Annotated in this window: 17 protein-coding genes and 1 tRNA gene; 7 read left to right on the top strand and 11 right to left on the bottom strand. The window is 32.3% G+C overall.

What is annotated here, in order from left to right; all coding sequences use genetic code 11:
* The first annotated feature begins 193 nt into the window (after window positions 1-193).
* Genes proC through JM82_RS15500 form a run of 3 tightly spaced genes read left to right on the top strand, consistent with a single transcriptional unit; the run spans window position 194 to window position 2998 of the window.
* Window positions 194-1000: a pyrroline-5-carboxylate reductase gene (gene proC, locus JM82_RS15510; RefSeq protein WP_145006146.1), complete on the top strand. Its 807-nt coding sequence runs from the start codon at window positions 194-196 to the stop codon at window positions 998-1000.
* Window positions 1001-1002: 2 nt separating this feature from the next.
* Window positions 1003-1782 (top strand): glutamate 5-kinase, encoded by a 780-nt coding sequence (gene proB, locus JM82_RS15505; RefSeq protein ID WP_145006143.1) that lies wholly within the window; start codon window positions 1003-1005, stop codon window positions 1780-1782.
* Between the two features lie 16 nt (window positions 1783-1798).
* Window positions 1799-2998, top strand: coding sequence for a glutamate-5-semialdehyde dehydrogenase (locus tag JM82_RS15500; protein WP_145006140.1), 1200 nt, complete (start codon window positions 1799-1801; stop codon window positions 2996-2998).
* A gap of 56 nt (window positions 2999-3054) precedes the next feature.
* Here the strand turns inward: JM82_RS15500 and JM82_RS15495 are convergent, their stop codons facing one another.
* Window positions 3055-3717 carry a hypothetical protein gene (locus JM82_RS15495; RefSeq protein WP_145006137.1) on the bottom strand — a complete coding sequence of 221 codons (663 nt, stop codon included), beginning with the start codon at window positions 3715-3717 and terminating at the stop codon, window positions 3055-3057.
* A gap of 117 nt (window positions 3718-3834) precedes the next feature.
* Here JM82_RS15495 and JM82_RS15490 point away from each other — a divergent pair, with 117 nt between their 5' ends.
* The 4 genes from JM82_RS15490 to rpe all read left to right on the top strand — a co-directional run bounded on the left by JM82_RS15490 (window position 3835) and on the right by rpe (window position 7135).
* On the top strand, window positions 3835-4803 hold the full coding sequence (locus JM82_RS15490) for a hypothetical protein (protein WP_145006135.1): 969 nt from the start codon (window positions 3835-3837) through the stop codon (window positions 4801-4803).
* A gap of 215 nt (window positions 4804-5018) precedes the next feature.
* Window positions 5019-5882, top strand: a complete 864-nt coding sequence (locus JM82_RS15485) for an RNA polymerase sigma factor RpoD/SigA (RefSeq protein ID WP_038527047.1) — start codon at window positions 5019-5021, stop codon at window positions 5880-5882.
* 139 nt (window positions 5883-6021) lie between these two features.
* Entirely contained in the window at window positions 6022-6429 is a 408-nt protein-coding gene (locus tag JM82_RS15480) for a BLUF domain-containing protein (protein ID WP_145006133.1), read from the top strand.
* A gap of 43 nt (window positions 6430-6472) precedes the next feature.
* Window positions 6473-7135, top strand: coding sequence for a ribulose-phosphate 3-epimerase (gene rpe, locus JM82_RS15475; protein WP_145006131.1), 663 nt, complete (start codon window positions 6473-6475; stop codon window positions 7133-7135).
* 64 nt (window positions 7136-7199) lie between these two features.
* On the opposite strand, the gene JM82_RS15470 is transcribed toward rpe, so the two are convergent.
* From JM82_RS15470 to JM82_RS15425, 10 genes are all read right to left on the bottom strand, one after another.
* Window positions 7200-7619 carry a CBS domain-containing protein gene (locus JM82_RS15470; RefSeq protein WP_145006129.1) on the bottom strand — a complete coding sequence of 140 codons (420 nt, stop codon included), beginning with the start codon at window positions 7617-7619 and terminating at the stop codon, window positions 7200-7202.
* 80 nt (window positions 7620-7699) lie between these two features.
* Window positions 7700-8581 (bottom strand): zinc-dependent peptidase, encoded by an 882-nt coding sequence (locus JM82_RS15465; RefSeq protein WP_145006126.1) that lies wholly within the window; start codon window positions 8579-8581, stop codon window positions 7700-7702.
* 170 nt (window positions 8582-8751) lie between these two features.
* A tRNA-Arg gene (locus tag JM82_RS15460) sits at window positions 8752-8825 on the bottom strand.
* Between the two features lie 10 nt (window positions 8826-8835).
* Window positions 8836-9285: a GatB/YqeY domain-containing protein gene (locus JM82_RS15455; protein ID WP_145006124.1), complete on the bottom strand. Its 450-nt coding sequence runs from the start codon at window positions 9283-9285 to the stop codon at window positions 8836-8838.
* 153 nt (window positions 9286-9438) lie between these two features.
* Entirely contained in the window at window positions 9439-11412 is a 1974-nt protein-coding gene (ftsZ, locus tag JM82_RS15450; RefSeq protein ID WP_145006122.1) for a cell division protein FtsZ, read from the bottom strand.
* Window positions 11413-11483: 71 nt separating this feature from the next.
* Complete coding sequence (gene ftsA / locus JM82_RS15445) at window positions 11484-12809, bottom strand: cell division protein FtsA (protein WP_145006120.1); 1326 nt, start codon at window positions 12807-12809, stop codon at window positions 11484-11486.
* 3 nt (window positions 12810-12812) lie between these two features.
* On the bottom strand, window positions 12813-13532 hold the full coding sequence (locus JM82_RS15440) for a cell division protein FtsQ/DivIB (RefSeq protein ID WP_145006118.1): 720 nt from the start codon (window positions 13530-13532) through the stop codon (window positions 12813-12815).
* Entirely contained in the window at window positions 13522-14874 is a 1353-nt protein-coding gene (gene murC, locus JM82_RS15435) for a UDP-N-acetylmuramate--L-alanine ligase (protein ID WP_145006116.1), read from the bottom strand. The genes JM82_RS15440 and murC overlap by 11 nt, the downstream gene beginning before the upstream one ends.
* Window positions 14874-15980, bottom strand: a complete 1107-nt coding sequence (murG, locus tag JM82_RS15430; RefSeq protein ID WP_145006114.1) for an undecaprenyldiphospho-muramoylpentapeptide beta-N-acetylglucosaminyltransferase — start codon at window positions 15978-15980, stop codon at window positions 14874-14876. The genes murC and murG overlap by 1 nt, the downstream gene beginning before the upstream one ends.
* Before the next feature lie 53 nt (window positions 15981-16033).
* On the bottom strand, window positions 16034-17242 hold the full coding sequence (locus JM82_RS15425; protein WP_145006112.1) for an FtsW/RodA/SpoVE family cell cycle protein: 1209 nt from the start codon (window positions 17240-17242) through the stop codon (window positions 16034-16036).
* Window positions 17243-17251 lie beyond the last annotated feature (9 nt).

Here is a 17251-nt window from a genome sequence, read left to right as displayed (position 1 = left end):
AATTAACCCGTTTCTTAATTTTATCAATTTAGATATTGCCACCTATTTACTTCTTAAATTTTCAATATCACAATTATCAATACAAATCTTTATAAAAATCTAAATTCTTTAAATCAAACTTTCGTTTTGGCACTGTCGCACAGTAATTGTGGCTATTATAATACTGACAGTTAATTTATTAATTAAAAAAATTATGAAAGTATTAGTAATAGGAGCCGGAAACATGGGTTTAACTTATTCTGAAGGAATGATAAATTCTTCATTATTAAATAAACACAAATTAAGAATTTTTGATACCGATCCTAAAAAAATTGAAACTTTAAGACAACAACCTAAATTTAATGTTTACACGTCCTTAACAGATTGCTTACCACAGGCAGACATTATTTTTTTAGCAGTAAAACCCTACCACTGTGACGATCTATTTACAGAAATGAGGCGCATGGTAAATAAAGAGCAAATTTTTGTATCTCTTATGGCAGGAGTTACTATAAACACCATTCAAAAAGGCTTGGGTATAAAAAAAGTGATCAGAACCATGCCTAATCTACCAGCTAAGGTTGGTAAAGGTGTAACCTCGTATACTGGTGACGCATCTGTTTCTAAAGTAGAGCTTTTAATGATAAGACATTTATTAGATACTACAGGAACATCGATTGAAGTTAGTAGTGAAAACTTTATAGATGCTTCAACCGGAATTTCCGGAAGTGGTCCAGCTTATGTGTTTTATTTTATGCAGTCCATGTTAGAAGCTGCTTTAAAAATGGGCTTTTCGGATTATGACTCTAAAGTTTTAGTAAGTAACACCTTTGAAGGTGCAATAGAATTATTTAGTCAAAATGATATATCTCCAGAAAAATGGATTGACAAAGTAGCCTCTAAAGGAGGAACTACTCAAGCTGCCATTGATAGTATGGAAGATAATAATGTAAAACAACTTATCCAAGATGCTGCTTACGCTGCGTTTGATAGAGCTGTTGAATTAGGAAAAGAAAAATAATAATGGAAGATAATATAAAGCGCGTAGTAGTTAAAGTAGGTACCAACGTGCTAACAAATAAAGACAACAGAATATTAGGACCTGTACTAAGAGAACTAGTTAGACAAATTGCAGTATTGTACGAACGTGGTATTAAGGTCGTATTAGTTTCTTCTGGATCGGCAATTGCCGGAAAAGAAATTTTAGGAAATACACAAATTGAAGACTCGTCAATACGACGTCAAGTCTACTCATCTGTTGGCCAACCCAGAATGATGAGACATTATTATAGCATTTTTCATGATTACGGAATGCGTTGCGCTCAAGTTTTAGCCACAAAACGTGATTTTGACTTAGGAAAATACAGAGAGAATATGATTAACTGTTACGAAGGTTTGTTGTCTGAGGGCATTACACCTATTGCAAATGAAGATGATGCTGTATCCTTAACCATGTCTATGTTTACTGATAATGACGAGCTGGCTAGTTTGGTTGCAGAATTAATTGATGCAGATAGATTAATTATTTTGTCAGATACCGATGGATTATACACAGGTCATCCTGACCATAAAGACTCGGTTAAATTACATGAAGTTAAAACTAACCAGAATGTAGAAAAATACGTGTGTGCTTCTGGTAAAAAAGAAGGAGAAGGTCGTGGTGGAATGGCTTCAAAATTAAGAATAGCAAAAGTCACAGCACGTAAAAACATACCAACATATATTGCTAATGGTAAACGCGAAAATGTAATGGTAGATATTATAGATAATAAACAAATTGGTACAAAGTTTATTTGTGCCTAACTAAAAATTTAAATTAATGAAACTATTAAATACAGATATAAAAAATAACGTTCTAAAATCAATGATACAGATTTTAGACCATGAAAGAGAACATATTATTGCTGCCAATAAAAAGGACTTAGACGCTTTTAACAAAGACGATCAAGCATTGTTTGACCGCCTGATTGTAAACAATAAAAAGGTAAATGAAATGATTGAGGCTGTTAAAGCAGTATTAAGTCAAGATGATCCTGTTGGTCAAGAGCTATCAAATTTAACGCTTAAAAATCAACTTAATGTTGTTAACACAACCGCTCCTTTTGGTACAATATTAATTATTTACGAATCTAGACCAGATGTCACCATTGAAGCTGCAGTGTTAGCTTTTAAAGCCAACAACAAAATTTTATTAAAAGGTGGTAAAGAAGCGTTAAACAGTAACCTTATTTTAGAAAAATGTTGGCATCAAGCGTTAGAAGACAACGGACTATCTAAAGACTGGATTAAACTTTTACATTTAAAAAGAGAAGAAACACAAGCCTTTTTAAAAAACCCAACAGAACCATTGGACTTAATAGTGCCAAGAGGTGGAGAGCGTTTAATTAATTTTGTAAAAACACATGCTACATGTGCTGTATTAGTTAGCGGTAGAGGTAACAACTTTTTATATGTTTCAGAACAAGCCGATTGGAGTAAAGCAGTTGGTGTAATAGTAAATGCAAAAACAGATAAAATCTCTGGTTGCAATGCTTTAGACAAGGTATTAATAAATAAAAACATCCCAGAATACCAATTAAAACTTAAAATGCTACAGCAAAAGCTGGAGCAACATAATGTCACTATACTATCTGATAATAGCGTTGCTAAAGTTTTAGATTCTACTGAAAAAATAACAGAAGATGCAATTTGGAAGGAAGAGTTTTTAGCCCTAAAGCTACTTATAGGTGAAGTTAGTACATTAGACGAAGCCATAGATATGATTAATACACACTCTGGTAAACATTCTGCAGCTATTATAACTGAAAACACTACTGAAGCACTACATTTTATGAATCATATTGATAGTGCTGCTGTATACCATAATGCCTCTACTAGATTTACAGATGGAGGACAAATGGGAGTTGGTGCAGAGTTAGCAATAAGCACAGACAAATTACACCACAGAGGACCTTTGGGACTAAAACAATTAGTAACCAATAAATACTATGTATTTGGTGATGGCCAAGTTAGAGTTTAAAAAAACTATTTAAAAATCCGATGATTACATTCATCGGATTTTTTTATAATGCTAAACTAAAAACTGTATAATATTCTAGGTGTTATATACACAGATCCCACATTTTCCTGAACTGCACCTTCAATTTTATAAGGTGCATAATTTAATCCTAGACCAAAGGTTAACTCTTCATTATTTCTAAATTTTTTGACGTAATCTAAAGTTGGCGAAATTAAAAATGCAGTAATAACTTCGTACTTTTCTTCTGTATCATTGTCTCCTGTATAAAAGGGATTTCTTGCATCTGTTTTAATAATAGAAGCACCAATACCAAAGCTAACATGTAATTGCGAATTAACATTTTGACTCAAGTTTTTTTTAAACCTCAGCATAGGATTAAACATAAAAGCAGCTTTAGCCTGAATAGTATCCAAAGCTCTAACATACTTAAAAGACTGTTTTTGATCCGGAACTACAAATTGCAAAGCTAATTCTAAAGACTTTTTATTAGTAACTGGAAAGTCTAAACTTAGCTCGATTAATGGAGAGACTCCAAAATAATTTTTCAGTTTACCTTGAGGCAACATAACACCTCCTCCAATTTTAAACGTCACTTTTTTAAAGTAGTCGTCCATATAACTATGATATTGATTACTATTGGTCACGTAAATAGTATCCTTTTGCGCCATACATAGCTGTAACCCTCCAAAAAATATAATGGTAATTAATAAGTTTTTCATGATTATAGTTTTAAAATTTGATTCAAAATTATTGTTATAATCACATAAAATTTTTGCTAATCCACCAATAGTAAAAGTAATTTTTGCGATTTTCGCAAATTAATAATAAATTACTACATGTTTCAAACTTCATTTTTAGCTTATTTAAAAGCACAATTGCCAAATAATACTTCTGTAATAGATGCTGTTGCAACTGCGTTAGATATTAGTTATGATGCTGCACATAGACGTGTTAGCTTAAAAAGTAAATTATCTTTAGATGAAAGTGTTGCATTGGCTAAATACTACAATGTGTCATTAGATAGGTTATTTGAAACGACTGCTAATGAGTTTGTAACCATTGAAAAAACGAAGCAAATAGAGAATGAATCAGAATTGCAACACTATTTTGAGGATTCTTATCAGTCTTTATTACCCTTATTAAAGCAAAAGGATAGTACTATACTATATTCGGCTAAGGATATACCGTTATTTTACAACTTAAATGGTGATGCTTTAAGCCAGTTTAAATATTATGTTTGGCTTAAGTTGCTAAACCCTAAATTAGCCAGTAAAAGTTTTGATAATTTTGCTCCAAGCCCATCTTTAATTGAAGCCGGAAAGCGACTAGGTAGTTTGTATAACACCTTAAACACGCAGGAAGTTTGGGACATTACAACTATTAATAGTACTTTAAAACAAATACATTTTTACTTTCAGGCTGGACAAGTAAGCTCTAAATCTGCGTTACAGTTATGTGATTTATTAAAACAATTAATCACATCTATTTTTAATAAATTAACGTCGGAAGACCATCCTTTTTTACTGTATTATAATGAGTTACATTTAATGAATAACAATGTTCTGGTTAGCACGCCTAATAACCAAATGTTATATGTGCCTTTTACTTTGCTATCTTATTATAAAACTGAGGACAGACACACGTGTGAGGAAGCTGAACGCTTTTTAAAAAAGCAGTTACAGAATAGTAAATTATTAAATACTGCTGGAGAAAAAGAACGTAATCGTTTTTTTAATAAACTGTTTAGTAAAATTGATGCTTTAAAGCAACTTATTGCTGCCACACAGCTATTAGATTTTGAGTAAGTCGCAACAGTAAGCGCGTTAAGGATGGAAGTGGCATCCTTTTTTGTTTTTTTCAAAAAAGATATAACGTACAGCCTGACGCATTTAAGCTTACAAAAAAGCTTAAATGGGTAACGCCAAAAAATAATTACTAATTTTTGTAACAAAAAGTGGATTGTATACGTATAACTATTGATAGCAAAATATTCACAAAGAAAATAATCACACTTTTTTAGATGAGACAACTTAAAATTACCAAGCAGGTTACTAACCGTGAGACCGCATCGTTAGATAAATATCTACAAGAAATTGGAAAAGTTGACTTAATTACCGCAGATGAAGAGGTAGAATTAGCACAACGTATCAAGGCTGGAGACCAGATTGCACTTGAAAAATTGACTAAAGCTAATTTACGTTTCGTAGTATCGGTAGCTAAGCAATATCAAAACCAAGGGTTAACGCTTCCGGATTTAATAAATGAAGGTAACTTGGGATTAATTAAAGCTGCACAACGTTTTGATGAAACGCGTGGATTTAAATTTATCTCGTATGCTGTTTGGTGGATTAGACAATCTATTTTACAAGCTTTAGCAGAACAATCTAGAATTGTGCGTTTACCGCTTAATAAGATTGGATCTATTAATAAAATAAATAAAACTTTTGCTTTCTTGGAACAAGCGCATGAGCGTCCACCAAGTCCAGAAGAAATTGCTAAGGAATTAGACATGACTATTAACGATGTTAAGGAGTCTATGAAAAATTCTGGTCGTCACGTAAGTATGGATGCGCCTTTAGTTGAAGGTGAAGACTCTAACTTATATGATGTATTAAACTCTGGTGAGTCACCAAATCCAGATCGTGAATTATTACACGAATCTTTACGTACTGAAATTGAACGTGCTTTAGAAACACTAACGCCACGTGAAGCTGATGTTATTAGATTATACTTTGGTTTAGGTAACCAACACCCAATGACGTTAGAAGAAATTGGTGAGACCTTTGACCTTACTAGAGAGCGTGTAAGACAAATTAAAGAAAAAGCTATACGTAGATTAAAACATACGTCTAGAAGTAAAATATTAAAAACTTACTTAGGATAATACCTAAGTTGCGGTAACAAACAGTTATTCATAACTGTTCGTTTTTTGATTGATGAAAGAACCCGAAGCTGATTACTTCGGGTTCACTCATTTAAAGTAGTACAGTATTATTATTTAAAATTTATTATTATATTTATTTATGTTAAAAACCATTTGCTATAAAAGCCAAGCTAATGCTAATCTAAACTTACTAGAGTTTGAGGCACTTTTTAATCAAACACAGTTAAAAAACAATAGCCATAACATTACAGGTGTTTTAGTTAAAAGAGATGATGTGTTTTTTCAGATACTTGAAGGTAACCCTATAATAATTGACACAGTTTACGAAGAGATTAAAAAGGATCGTAGACACTTTAATATATTAGAACTTTTAAATAAATCCATATCGCAATTAAGTTTTAAATCCTTTGATATTGGCTATGCTGTAATTAAGGATACTGATACACTTTATGGATTACAAAAATTTGTTAGCGATTTACAACAAAACAATATTGAAAATAGTCCACTGTTTTTGCAAATTATTGAAGAGCTACTAAGCGAGCACTAATAAAAAATGTTAGCTTTGTGCAAACAACACAAAACTAAAATAAATGTCTTCTAAATTAATTGCTCCTTCAATGCTTGCTGCCGATTTTGGCAACTTACAACGCGATACTGAAATGGTTAACAATAGTGATGCCGATTGGTTTCATATAGATGTTATGGATGGTCTTTTTGTACCAAACATATCTTATGGAATGCCAGTTATTGCTGCCATTAAAAAACATGCCACTAAACCATTAGATGTGCATTTAATGATTGAAAAACCAGAACGTTATATTGAGGAGTTTGCAAAAGTAGGTGCAGATATTATTACTGTACACCACGAGTCTACTGTACATTTACATCGTACATTAAGACAAATTAAAGATGCTGGTTGTAAAGCTGGTGTTGTCCTTAATATTACTACTCCTGTATCTGTTTTAGAGGATATACTTCCAGAATGCTACATGGTTTTACTTATGTCCATTAATCCTGGTTTTGGTGGTCAAAAGTTTGAAGACGTTACTTACCAACGTGTAAAAAAACTTAGAAAAATGATAGACGAGCAAGGTCTTGATACCAAAATAGAAATTGATGGTGGTGTAACAGATAAAAACATTGAAAAACTAGTTAAAGCTGGTGCAGATGTTTTTGTTGCTGGTAGTCACGTTTTTAAAAGCGAAAACCAAAAAGACGCTATAAAAAACCTGAAAGCATTAGCTAACGGTTAATAGATATAAAAAAAGGCTCCATATTATGGAGCCTTTTTAATTACTTAATTATTTATTATTAACCCTAAAACTGATTAATTAAGTAATTAATTAAATCTGTAGTAGTAACAATACCAACCAAAACATTGTTATCTACCACAGGTAATGCATGAAATTCTTTTTTAGACAATAATTCTGCTACCTCTTTTATTGTAGTATTACTAGACACACTTATTAAATTTTTAGCCATAACCTGCTGTATTGTAAACATATTGTATACTACTGTGTCCACATTACTATCCTGATCATCTGTTGCATCTGCATAACTAATTCTAAGTAAATCTGTATAACTTAACATTCCAATTATAGCCTCTCCACTAACAACAGGAATATGTCTAATGCTATGAAGCTTAAATAAATTTTCTGCTTTATCTAAATCGTCAGTTGTATTTAGGGTAATGACATTTTTAGTCATTATGTCTGATACTGGAGTTCTTTTTTTCATGTTATTGGCTTTTAAATTATAGTAATAAAGTTACCTTTTATATACTTAAAAAAACATGACAAAAGTCAGTAAAAACCTATTTAATAGCCTTTAAAATTAAAGTTAAGCATTTGCTTAACCTTTTTATAAAGCTCCGGAAATTGTGCTTTAAAATCTTGAGGCGTTTCGATAAAAGACTCGACAACAACAGCAATAAACTCAAAGTTGTTTTCAAAAGCATAAGCCCTAAAATAATTTGAATTTACTAGTTTACTTTTATAAACTGGATTGTCATTAATATAACTTTGCAACTCCTTTAAACCTGTTAAAAATAGATATGCAGTTACATCGTTTTTAAACTCGGTTTGTAAATAACTTAAGTGTAGTGCGTGTATAAATTCGTGTATACCTAAATTAAGATTATCATCTTCTATTTTATAGCCAATCATAAAATCTTCCCAAGATAATATCACAGCTCTGTAAGCAGGATTAAAATGACCTTTATGGTAGGTCTTATCTAAACTAGAGTAAAAAGTCGTGGGATAAATTAATATTTTGTCTACTAATCCAATTTTATAATCTCTGTATCCAAAGGTTAGCATTACTGCTGTTGCAGAAACTAAAACACGATGTGTATCATTAATTTCTAAATGCTCTTTACCAACAAACTCGGTATTATTTAAAAACCTATGAAGGCGATGCCTAAAGTAGCCTTGTTCTTTTAAATTAAGTCTTTTATAAAACTTAAAATTACTTTCTAATATTTGTCTTTGTCCTGGAGTTAAGTCATTTAATTTAAGGTAAAAATGACGGAATAATGGTTTTCTAGCGATATAGTCAATATAAATACTTTCTACCAATTTAAATAACCAAATAGAGCCAGCTATTACCAAAAAGCAAACTAACACTACAGAAATTACACCTAAGACATATTTGTACACCAATGGGTTTTCCTCTAATTCTGCCTTAGCTTGTAATAACATTAATTATTGTACGGTTTTAAAATGTTTATTGATTAAATATAAATTAAAAATAAAGAAAGTGATTTTTATATATTACACATACTTAAATTAAGATTATTTTAATTGATAATAAAAAAACCAAATCACTACTTCAGAAAACTTGAAACAGCGTTTGGTTTTAATTAAAATTGTGACCTTGAGAGGATTCGAACCTCCAACCCTCAGAGCCGAAATCTGATATTCTATCCAGTTGAACTACAAGGCCCAACTTGTATTTAAGATAACTTAGCCTTTACAATTGTAGATATCGTTTTACCGTCGGCTTTTCCGGCTAACTGACCGCTAACCATTCCCATGACTTTACCCATGTCTTTCATACCTTCTGATCCTGTTTTTGCTATAACGTCATCAACAACTTTAGCGACTTCTTCATCACTCATAGCTTCTGGTAAAAATTGAGAGATTACTTCTGCTTCTGCCAACTCTGGAGCTGCTAAATCCTCTCGTCCTTGTTCTAAAAATATAGCTGCACTATCCTTACGTTGTTTAACTTGTTTTTGTAAAATTTTAAGCTCCTGCTCTTCTGTTAATTCTTGTTTTGCACCACTTTCTGTCTGAGCTAATAATATAGCTGACTTAACTGCTCTTAAAGCTGTTAAAGCAACTGTATTTTTACTTTTCATTGCCTCTTTTAGGGCTGTCATTATATCTGTAGATAGACTCATTGTATGTATTATTTAATATTTATTACGAAGATAGTTAAAAGTATTTATTTAAGTAGGCTAACTGCAAGTGATGACATGATTATAGCCTACAAAAAACCCGAAAAGTTTGAGGGAACTTTCCGGGTCAAAAAAATGGATTAATCTAATTGATTATTAATCTACATTATCATGTAAAAAAGAATTATTGCTTCTTAATTGTATGTCGTCATTTTCATCCACACCTAATGATGTTCTTGAAATATTATTATCTGACGAGTGTTGTCTGTCTTCTAGCTCTAAACCTTGACGCTTATATGCTGGAATCTTTTCTATATCTTCAATTTTTGAGCTATTGAATTTATGATTAAAATTTTTCATTTTCTTTCTACGCTCATCTGCTCTACTTTTTAGTAACTCAGAAATTGGAGTATTCATTGGATCAACTTCGGCATCAATATCCACTTCTAATTCTTGAGCTTCAATTTGTTTTTTCTCAAAAACCACTTCTTTATCAACCTCAACTTTAGCTTCTGACACTTTAGTTGTATTAGTCTCTACCTCATCGTAGTCATCTAACGCATATCTAATTTCTCCTGACTGCGAGTTTTCTGTTACTGGAACAACTTCTACAAAATCATTAACTTCTAAGTTGCTGATTTCATCTGTTAAATTCATAACAACCGGTTTTTCTTCTTCCACAACAGGCTCTACTTCTGGCTCTGATAATGGCATATCAAAACTTAAGGTAATTTGTTGTTTCTTTTCAGTCTCTTCAATATGGTTAACCGGATCTACTGTAGCACTTGAAGAAGTGATATTAAACTCTTCTGTCTCGTCTATTAAGGCATTAACTTGTGTGTAGTTAACATCTATATTTTTTATTGACTGAGTGGTTTGAACTAAATCTTGATCGTTAAGTGTTGTACTTTTTTGCTTGTTTACTTGCGCGATTTCAAAAGCTGATAATTGGTCATCCGTATCTTCTTCTAAATCTAATGTATGTACAACTGCTTTAGGTGTTTCTTTCTTTTCTTCTAATTCAATACTTGGTAAGATTATCGCAGGCTCTTTTTCTTTTTTGTTTAAATCCTGCTCCATATTTTGGTCATCTTCCAATGCATGGATTACCTTTTTAGTTTCGGTATTAGAAATTTCATTTTGTTGTTCAACATCAAAACCAGTTGCGATAATTGTTACTGAAATTGACTCTTCTAAATTGTCATCTTCACCAACTCCCATTATAATATTTGCACCATGACCAGCTTCATTTTGAATATGATCATTGATTTCTCCAATTTCATCAATAGTAATTTCTTGAGCACCAGAAACGATTAGCAACAATACGTTTTTGGCTCCAGTAATTTTATTATCATTTAATAATGGTGAATCTAATGCTTTAGAAATCGCTTCGTGCGCACGATTTTGACCTGATGCAGAAGCAGATCCCATAATAGCAGTTCCGCTATTACTAAGTACTGTTTTAGCATCACGTAAATCGATGTTTTGTGTGTAGTGATGTGTAATTACCTCTGCAATACCACGTGCTGCAGTAGATAAGACTTCGTCTGCTTTAGAAAAACCAGCTTTAAATCCTAGGTTACCATATACTTCACGTAGTTTGTTGTTATTAATCACAACTAAACTATCTACTTCTTTACGTAATTTTTCAATTCCTTCTTGGGCTTGAGCATTACGCATTTTACCTTCAAATTGAAAAGGCATTGTTACAATACCAACGGTTAAGATATCTAAATCTTTAGCCATTTTTGCTATGATTGGAGCTGCACCTGTACCAGTACCTCCACCCATTCCGGCTGTAATAAATATCATTTTTGTGTTAGTATCTAACATGCGTTGTAAATCGTCAAAACTCTCTACAGCTGATTGCTCTCCTACGTCTGGATTTGCTCCTGCACCTAATCCTTCTGTTAAGTTTAAACCTAATTGGATTTTGTTTGGAACACCACTGTTTTGAAGTGCTTGTGCATCTGTATTACAAATGACAAAATCTACACCTTTTATTCCTTGAAGAAACATGTGGTTTATGGCATTACTACCTCCTCCACCTACACCAATGACCTTAATGACATTAGATTGGTTTTTTGGTAAGTCAAATGCTATGTTTTCGAATTCGTTGTTGCTGCTCATAAATTCTATTTTACTGGATCAATTATTATTTTTTAGCGATACATACATCGCTTAGTATTCTTATGTATTTATTATTCTGCGTTATCCAAAAAGTCTTTTACTCTTTCTGTTAACGTATCTAAAAACGACTTGCGTTGTTTTTTAGGTGGTTCAATTTTTTCTACTTCTGGCACTTCTTCGTTTGCAATTTCTTGTGCTTGAATTTCTTCTTCAATCACTGCTTCTGCTTTTTTGCGGTCTTGACGTTTTAATCCGTCCATAACTAATCCTACTGCTGTTGCAAATAAAGGACTGGTTATTGCGTCATCACTATCTCCTGCAAGATGCTCGTTTGGATAGCCTATTCTGGTATCCATACCTGTTATATATTCTACCAGTTGCTTTAAATGTTTTAACTGGCTTCCTCCACCTGTTAAAACGATTCCTGCGATTAGTTTCTTTTTTTGTTCTTCGTGACCGTAATTTTTGATCTCAACGTACACTTGCTCAATAATCTCTACAACTCTTGCATGGATTATTTTAGATAAGTTTTTTAAAGTTATCTCTTTAGGATCACGTCCTCTTAATCCTGGAATTGAGACAATTTCATTGTCTTTATTTTCTCCTGGCCAAGTACTACCAAATTTTATTTTTAAAAGTTCGGCTTGTTTTTCAATAATAGAACAACCTTCTTTTATATCCTCTGTTATTACATTTCCTCCAAAAGGAATAACTGCTGTATGACGTATGATTCCGTCTCTAAAAATAGCTAAGTCTGTTGTACCACCTCCTATATCGATTAATGCTACTCCTGCTTCTTTTTCTTCTTGACTTAATACTGCATTGGCACTAGCTAGAGGCTCTAAAGTAATTCCTTCTAATGCTAATCCAGCACTTTGCACGCATCGTCCAATGTTTCGGATAGAAGATACTTGACCTACAACAACATGAAAGTTGGCCTCTAAACGACCTCCATACATACCGATAGGCTCTTTAATTTCGGCTTGACCGTCAATTTTATATTCTTGAGGTAACACATGGATAATTTCTTCTCCTGGTAGCATTACCAATTTGTGTACTTGATTGATTAAACGCTCTATATCCTCCTCGTCAATAACAGTCTCGCTGTTTGGTCTAGTGATATAATCGCTATGTTGTAAACTTCTAATATGTTGTCCTGCAATACCTACTGTAACACCTTCAATTTTTGTTGCTGCTGCAGCTTCTGCCTCGTTAATGGCTAACTGTATAGATTGTATGGTTTGTGTTATGTTATTTACTACACCACGATGCACACCCAAGCTTTTAGACTTACCTATGCCTAAAATTTCGACTTTACCATATTCGTTTTTACGACCAATCATAGCCACAATTTTTGTGGTTCCTATGTCTAATCCTACTGCAATGTTTTGTTCCATAACTTATGCTTTTGTGCATACAACTTGATTACCAAATTGTAAGTTTACTATACTGTAATTATCTAAAGCTTTATCTTTTGTAGCCTTTAAGTAAAAAGCCTTTAGATTATTAATTTTTTTGTCCAATTGTTCTAAACTGCCTAATTTGACTACAAAATTACACTGTCTTAACTTAAGATTAATTGTACTGTTTTTATTTTGATGAATTTGCACCACATGCGTCTTCAAAAACGTGTCTTCCTGAATTTTTGTTGCTATGGTATAAACCTTTTCTAAATCTTTTTTATTGACAAAACCAGTTACCATTGGTACACGCTCTGTGTAGTTATTTGATAGTGGCATGTAGCCACCATTGCTATCTACATAAAAAGATGCGTCTGTTACCACTCTGGCAATAGGCGTTTTTTGTTTTACTTTGGCTGTTAACTTACCTGTCACGCTAACGTAAACATCTGCAAACTCGACAATTGGATTTGCATTTAGGGTTGTCTCTAACAAATTCAAATCTAAAATTTCTTTGGACTTGTTGGTTACACTTTGTTGATTTTGTATTAACAACTTACTAACATCTTCATGCGTGATAAATAGGTTTTTATTTCCTATAAATTCTATGTTAGGTTTTGACACTAATCTTTTACCACTTCTTGCTGAAGAGAAGGCATACAAAAATACTACTAAACCTAGTAGTAATCCCATTTTTATATAGCTCCAATTAGCTTTCATTTAATAATTCTTTTTTAATTTTTGATACTTCTGCACCAATATCTCCTGCTCCAATGGTCAACACTATTCTAGCATTACTTGCTTTAATATGCTGAATCATTGTTTGTTTAGTAACTATTTTTTTGTTTTTATTGTCAATCATACCTAATAACCAGTCCGACGTTACGCCTTCTATTGGTAATTCTCTTGCTGGATAGATATCTAAAAGCAAGATTTGATCAAACTGCGCTAAACTTTTTGCAAAGTCTTGCGCAAAATCTTTAGTTCTTGAAAAAAGATGAGGCTGAAACACTGCAACAACCTTATCATTTGGATACATCTCTCTGACTGCTTGATGTACAGCATTTATCTCTTCTGGATGATGCGCATAGTCATCTATAAAAACGATGTCATCTGTCTTAATTTGATATGTAAATCTGCGCTTAACCCCTTTATAAGATGCTAATGCTTTTATAAGTTGGTCATGAGGCAATCCATACTCTAATGACATTGCTAAAGCAACTAAAGCATTTGACAAATTATGTCTACCAGGTAGATTAAATTTAAATTGCTTTAGTACCGTTTTTGGCGTTTTAACATCAAAAATATAAGTACCATCTTTAATGGTTATATTTTGTGCAGAATAGTCTGCGTTGTCTTCAATACCGTAGGTAATTCCATTTAATGGCAATCCGTTTTTAACAAACAATTTACCGTTAGGTTTTAGCTTTTTAGTGAAATCTTCAAACGTTTTTATTAACTCTGAAGCGTCACCATATATATCTAAATGATCTGCATCCATGGATGTAATACATGCCATATCTGGACTTAAAGTAAGGAAGGATCTATCAAACTCATCTGCTTCTACAACGCTTACTTTATCACCATTTAATATAAGATTAGAATTATAATTCTCACTTATACCACCTAAAAACGCAGTTAACTTTACGCCACACTCATTTAGTAAATGCCCTAATATACTTGTTGTAGTTGTTTTACCGTGTGTACCAGCAACTGCTAAACAAAACGAATGCTCTGTAATTAAACCTAAAACCTCAGATCGCTTAAGCACTTTAAATGTATTATCTAAAAAATAATTTAATTGCACATGGTTTTTAGGCACTGCAGGTGTATAAACTATTAAAGTTGTTTCTGGATTTAAATAATGAGAATCTAAATTACTAATATCGTCTTTGAAAGTTACAGAAATACCTAAAGCAACTAAACTATCTGTAATATCTGTTTTTGTCTTATCATAACCACCAACCTGTTTACCATTAGCACTAAAATAACGCGCAATAGCAGACATACCAATACCTCCAATACCGATAAAATAGATGTTATGTATTTTATTTAAGTTCATTATTTATTTAATAGTTTTTCAACTTCGTCAGCTATATCCTTAGTTGCATTTACTAATGCTAATTTTTTAATATTTTGACTTAACTCTTCTTGTTTTTCTTTAGAAGCTACTAATTGTCCAAATTTATTTTTAAAGTCAACTTTTAAGTCTTCTTGAGCAATTAATAGTGCTGCGTTTTCTTTAACTATTGCATTTGCATTTTTAGTCTGATGGTCTTCTGCAACGTATGGAGAAGGTACAAATACAACCGGTTTACCAACAATACACAACTCGCTTACCGATCCTGCTCCTGCACGTGATATTATAAAATCTGCTGCAGCATATGCATAATCCATTTTATTAATAAACTCATGGACTTGCACATGTTTTGTGTTACCATATAACTTATACGTTTGATAATACAACTTACCACATTGCCATATTACTTGGACGTTTAGTGTTTGTAAAAAATCAAGCTCATCAACCATCAACTCGTTAATTGCTTTTGCACCTAAGCTTCCGCCCAAAACCAATAAGGTTTGCTTACCTTCAATTAAATTAAAATACTTAATCGCTTCTGCTCTTTTAGAAGAAATATCCAATAAATCTTGTCTAACAGGGTTACCCGTTTTGATAATCTTTTCTGAAGGAAAAAATCGCTCTAAACCATTATAAGCAACACATACTTTGGCTACTTTTTTAGATAGCAATTTGTTAGTTATTCCTGGATAAGAATTTTGCTCTTGAATTAAGCTTGGAATTCCTTTTAAAGCAGCAACATGTAATAATGGTCCACTAGCAAAACCACCTGTACCAATAGCTACATCTGGCTTAAATTGATTGATTATTTTTTTTGCATTCCACAAACTACTAATTAGTTTAAAAGGAAACATCATATTTTTAAGCGTTAATTGACGCTGAATTCCTGTAATCCATAATCCTTTAATTTGGTAACCTGCTTGTGGCACCTTTTCCATTTCCATTCTATCCTTTGCACCAACAAATAAGAATTCCGATTCTGGAAAGCGCAATTTCAACTCGTTAGCAATTGCAATTGCAGGATAGATATGGCCTCCTGTGCCTCCACCTGATAATATTATCTTATATGCTTTATTTGTATTACTCACTTTACTTTTTAAACTACGTATTGAAAATAGATTTAGCCTATATATTTTTAAATTTAATCTTCCAATGTTTCTGATAAGATATCTAACGGATTTGTGTCATCAGAATCTTTTTCTTTTTTTATAATTTCTTCTCGTTTTGCACTTACACTTAAAATTATTCCAATTGCCAAACACGTCATCCATATACTTGTTCCTCCACTACTAATTAATGGTAATGTTTGCCCTGTTACAGGAAACAACTCAACAGCTACAGCCATATTAATCATAGCCTGAAAAATGATAGGCAAACCAACACCTAGTACTAATAATTTTCCAAAAACGGTATCTGCTTTTTGAGCTACTATAATAATCCTAAATAATAACCACATGTATAAAATCATCAAAGCCAATCCGCCAATTAAACCATATTCTTCAACAATAATGGCGTAAATAAAGTCAGAAGAGGATTGAGGTAAAAAGTTTTTTTGAATACTTTTTCCTGAACCAACACCTACGATACCTCCTGAGGCTATTGCAATTTTAGCTTTTTCTATTTGATAATCTTCTTCTGAATCTTCACCATTAAAAAAACTATCAATCCTACTCATCCATGTATCAACACGATTTGGCATTGCATCTGGAAATGCTTTAGCCACCAATATAAACATGGTTAATCCAACGATACCTGCAAAACCCATTGCTATTAAATATCTAAGAGGATAACCTCCTAAAAACAACAAAGCACTAGTCATAACAAATATGATTGCTGTAGTGGAAAAATTTGACGGTAATATTAACGCCAAAATTATAAAAATTGGAATCCATAAAGGCAAAACAGACTCTTTAAAAGTTATTGTTTTGTCTTTAATTTTAGACAAGTACCTAGCAATGTACACCATTAAAACAACAGCTGCCAACGTTGATGTTTGAAATGACATATTTACAAACGGAATCCTTATCCAACGACTAGCATTGGCACCATCAATAGTTGTACCTTGAAGTATTGTTAAAATTAACAACACAAATACAATAGGCATCATAACCATTGACAATCCCCTAAAATAACGATAAGGGATTTTATGCACTCCGTACATAATTGAAAAACCTAAAAATAAGTGCATTAAATGTTTAATAAAAAAACCAAAGGTATTACCATCTCCACCAATATATGCCAAATTACTTGCAGCACTGTATACTGGTAAAAACGAAAATATAGCTAATAGCGCAGAAATTGCCCATATTAACTTATCGCCTTTTATATTATTTATTATTGTGTTTTGCATTTACTTTTT

Origin of the sequence: Olleya sp. Hel_I_94 (assembly GCF_007827365.1) — a bacterium.
Lineage (GTDB): Bacteria > Bacteroidota > Bacteroidia > Flavobacteriales > Flavobacteriaceae > Olleya.
Note: the sequence above shows the minus strand (reverse complement) of the source record. Positions and strands in the feature narration are given on the sequence as shown.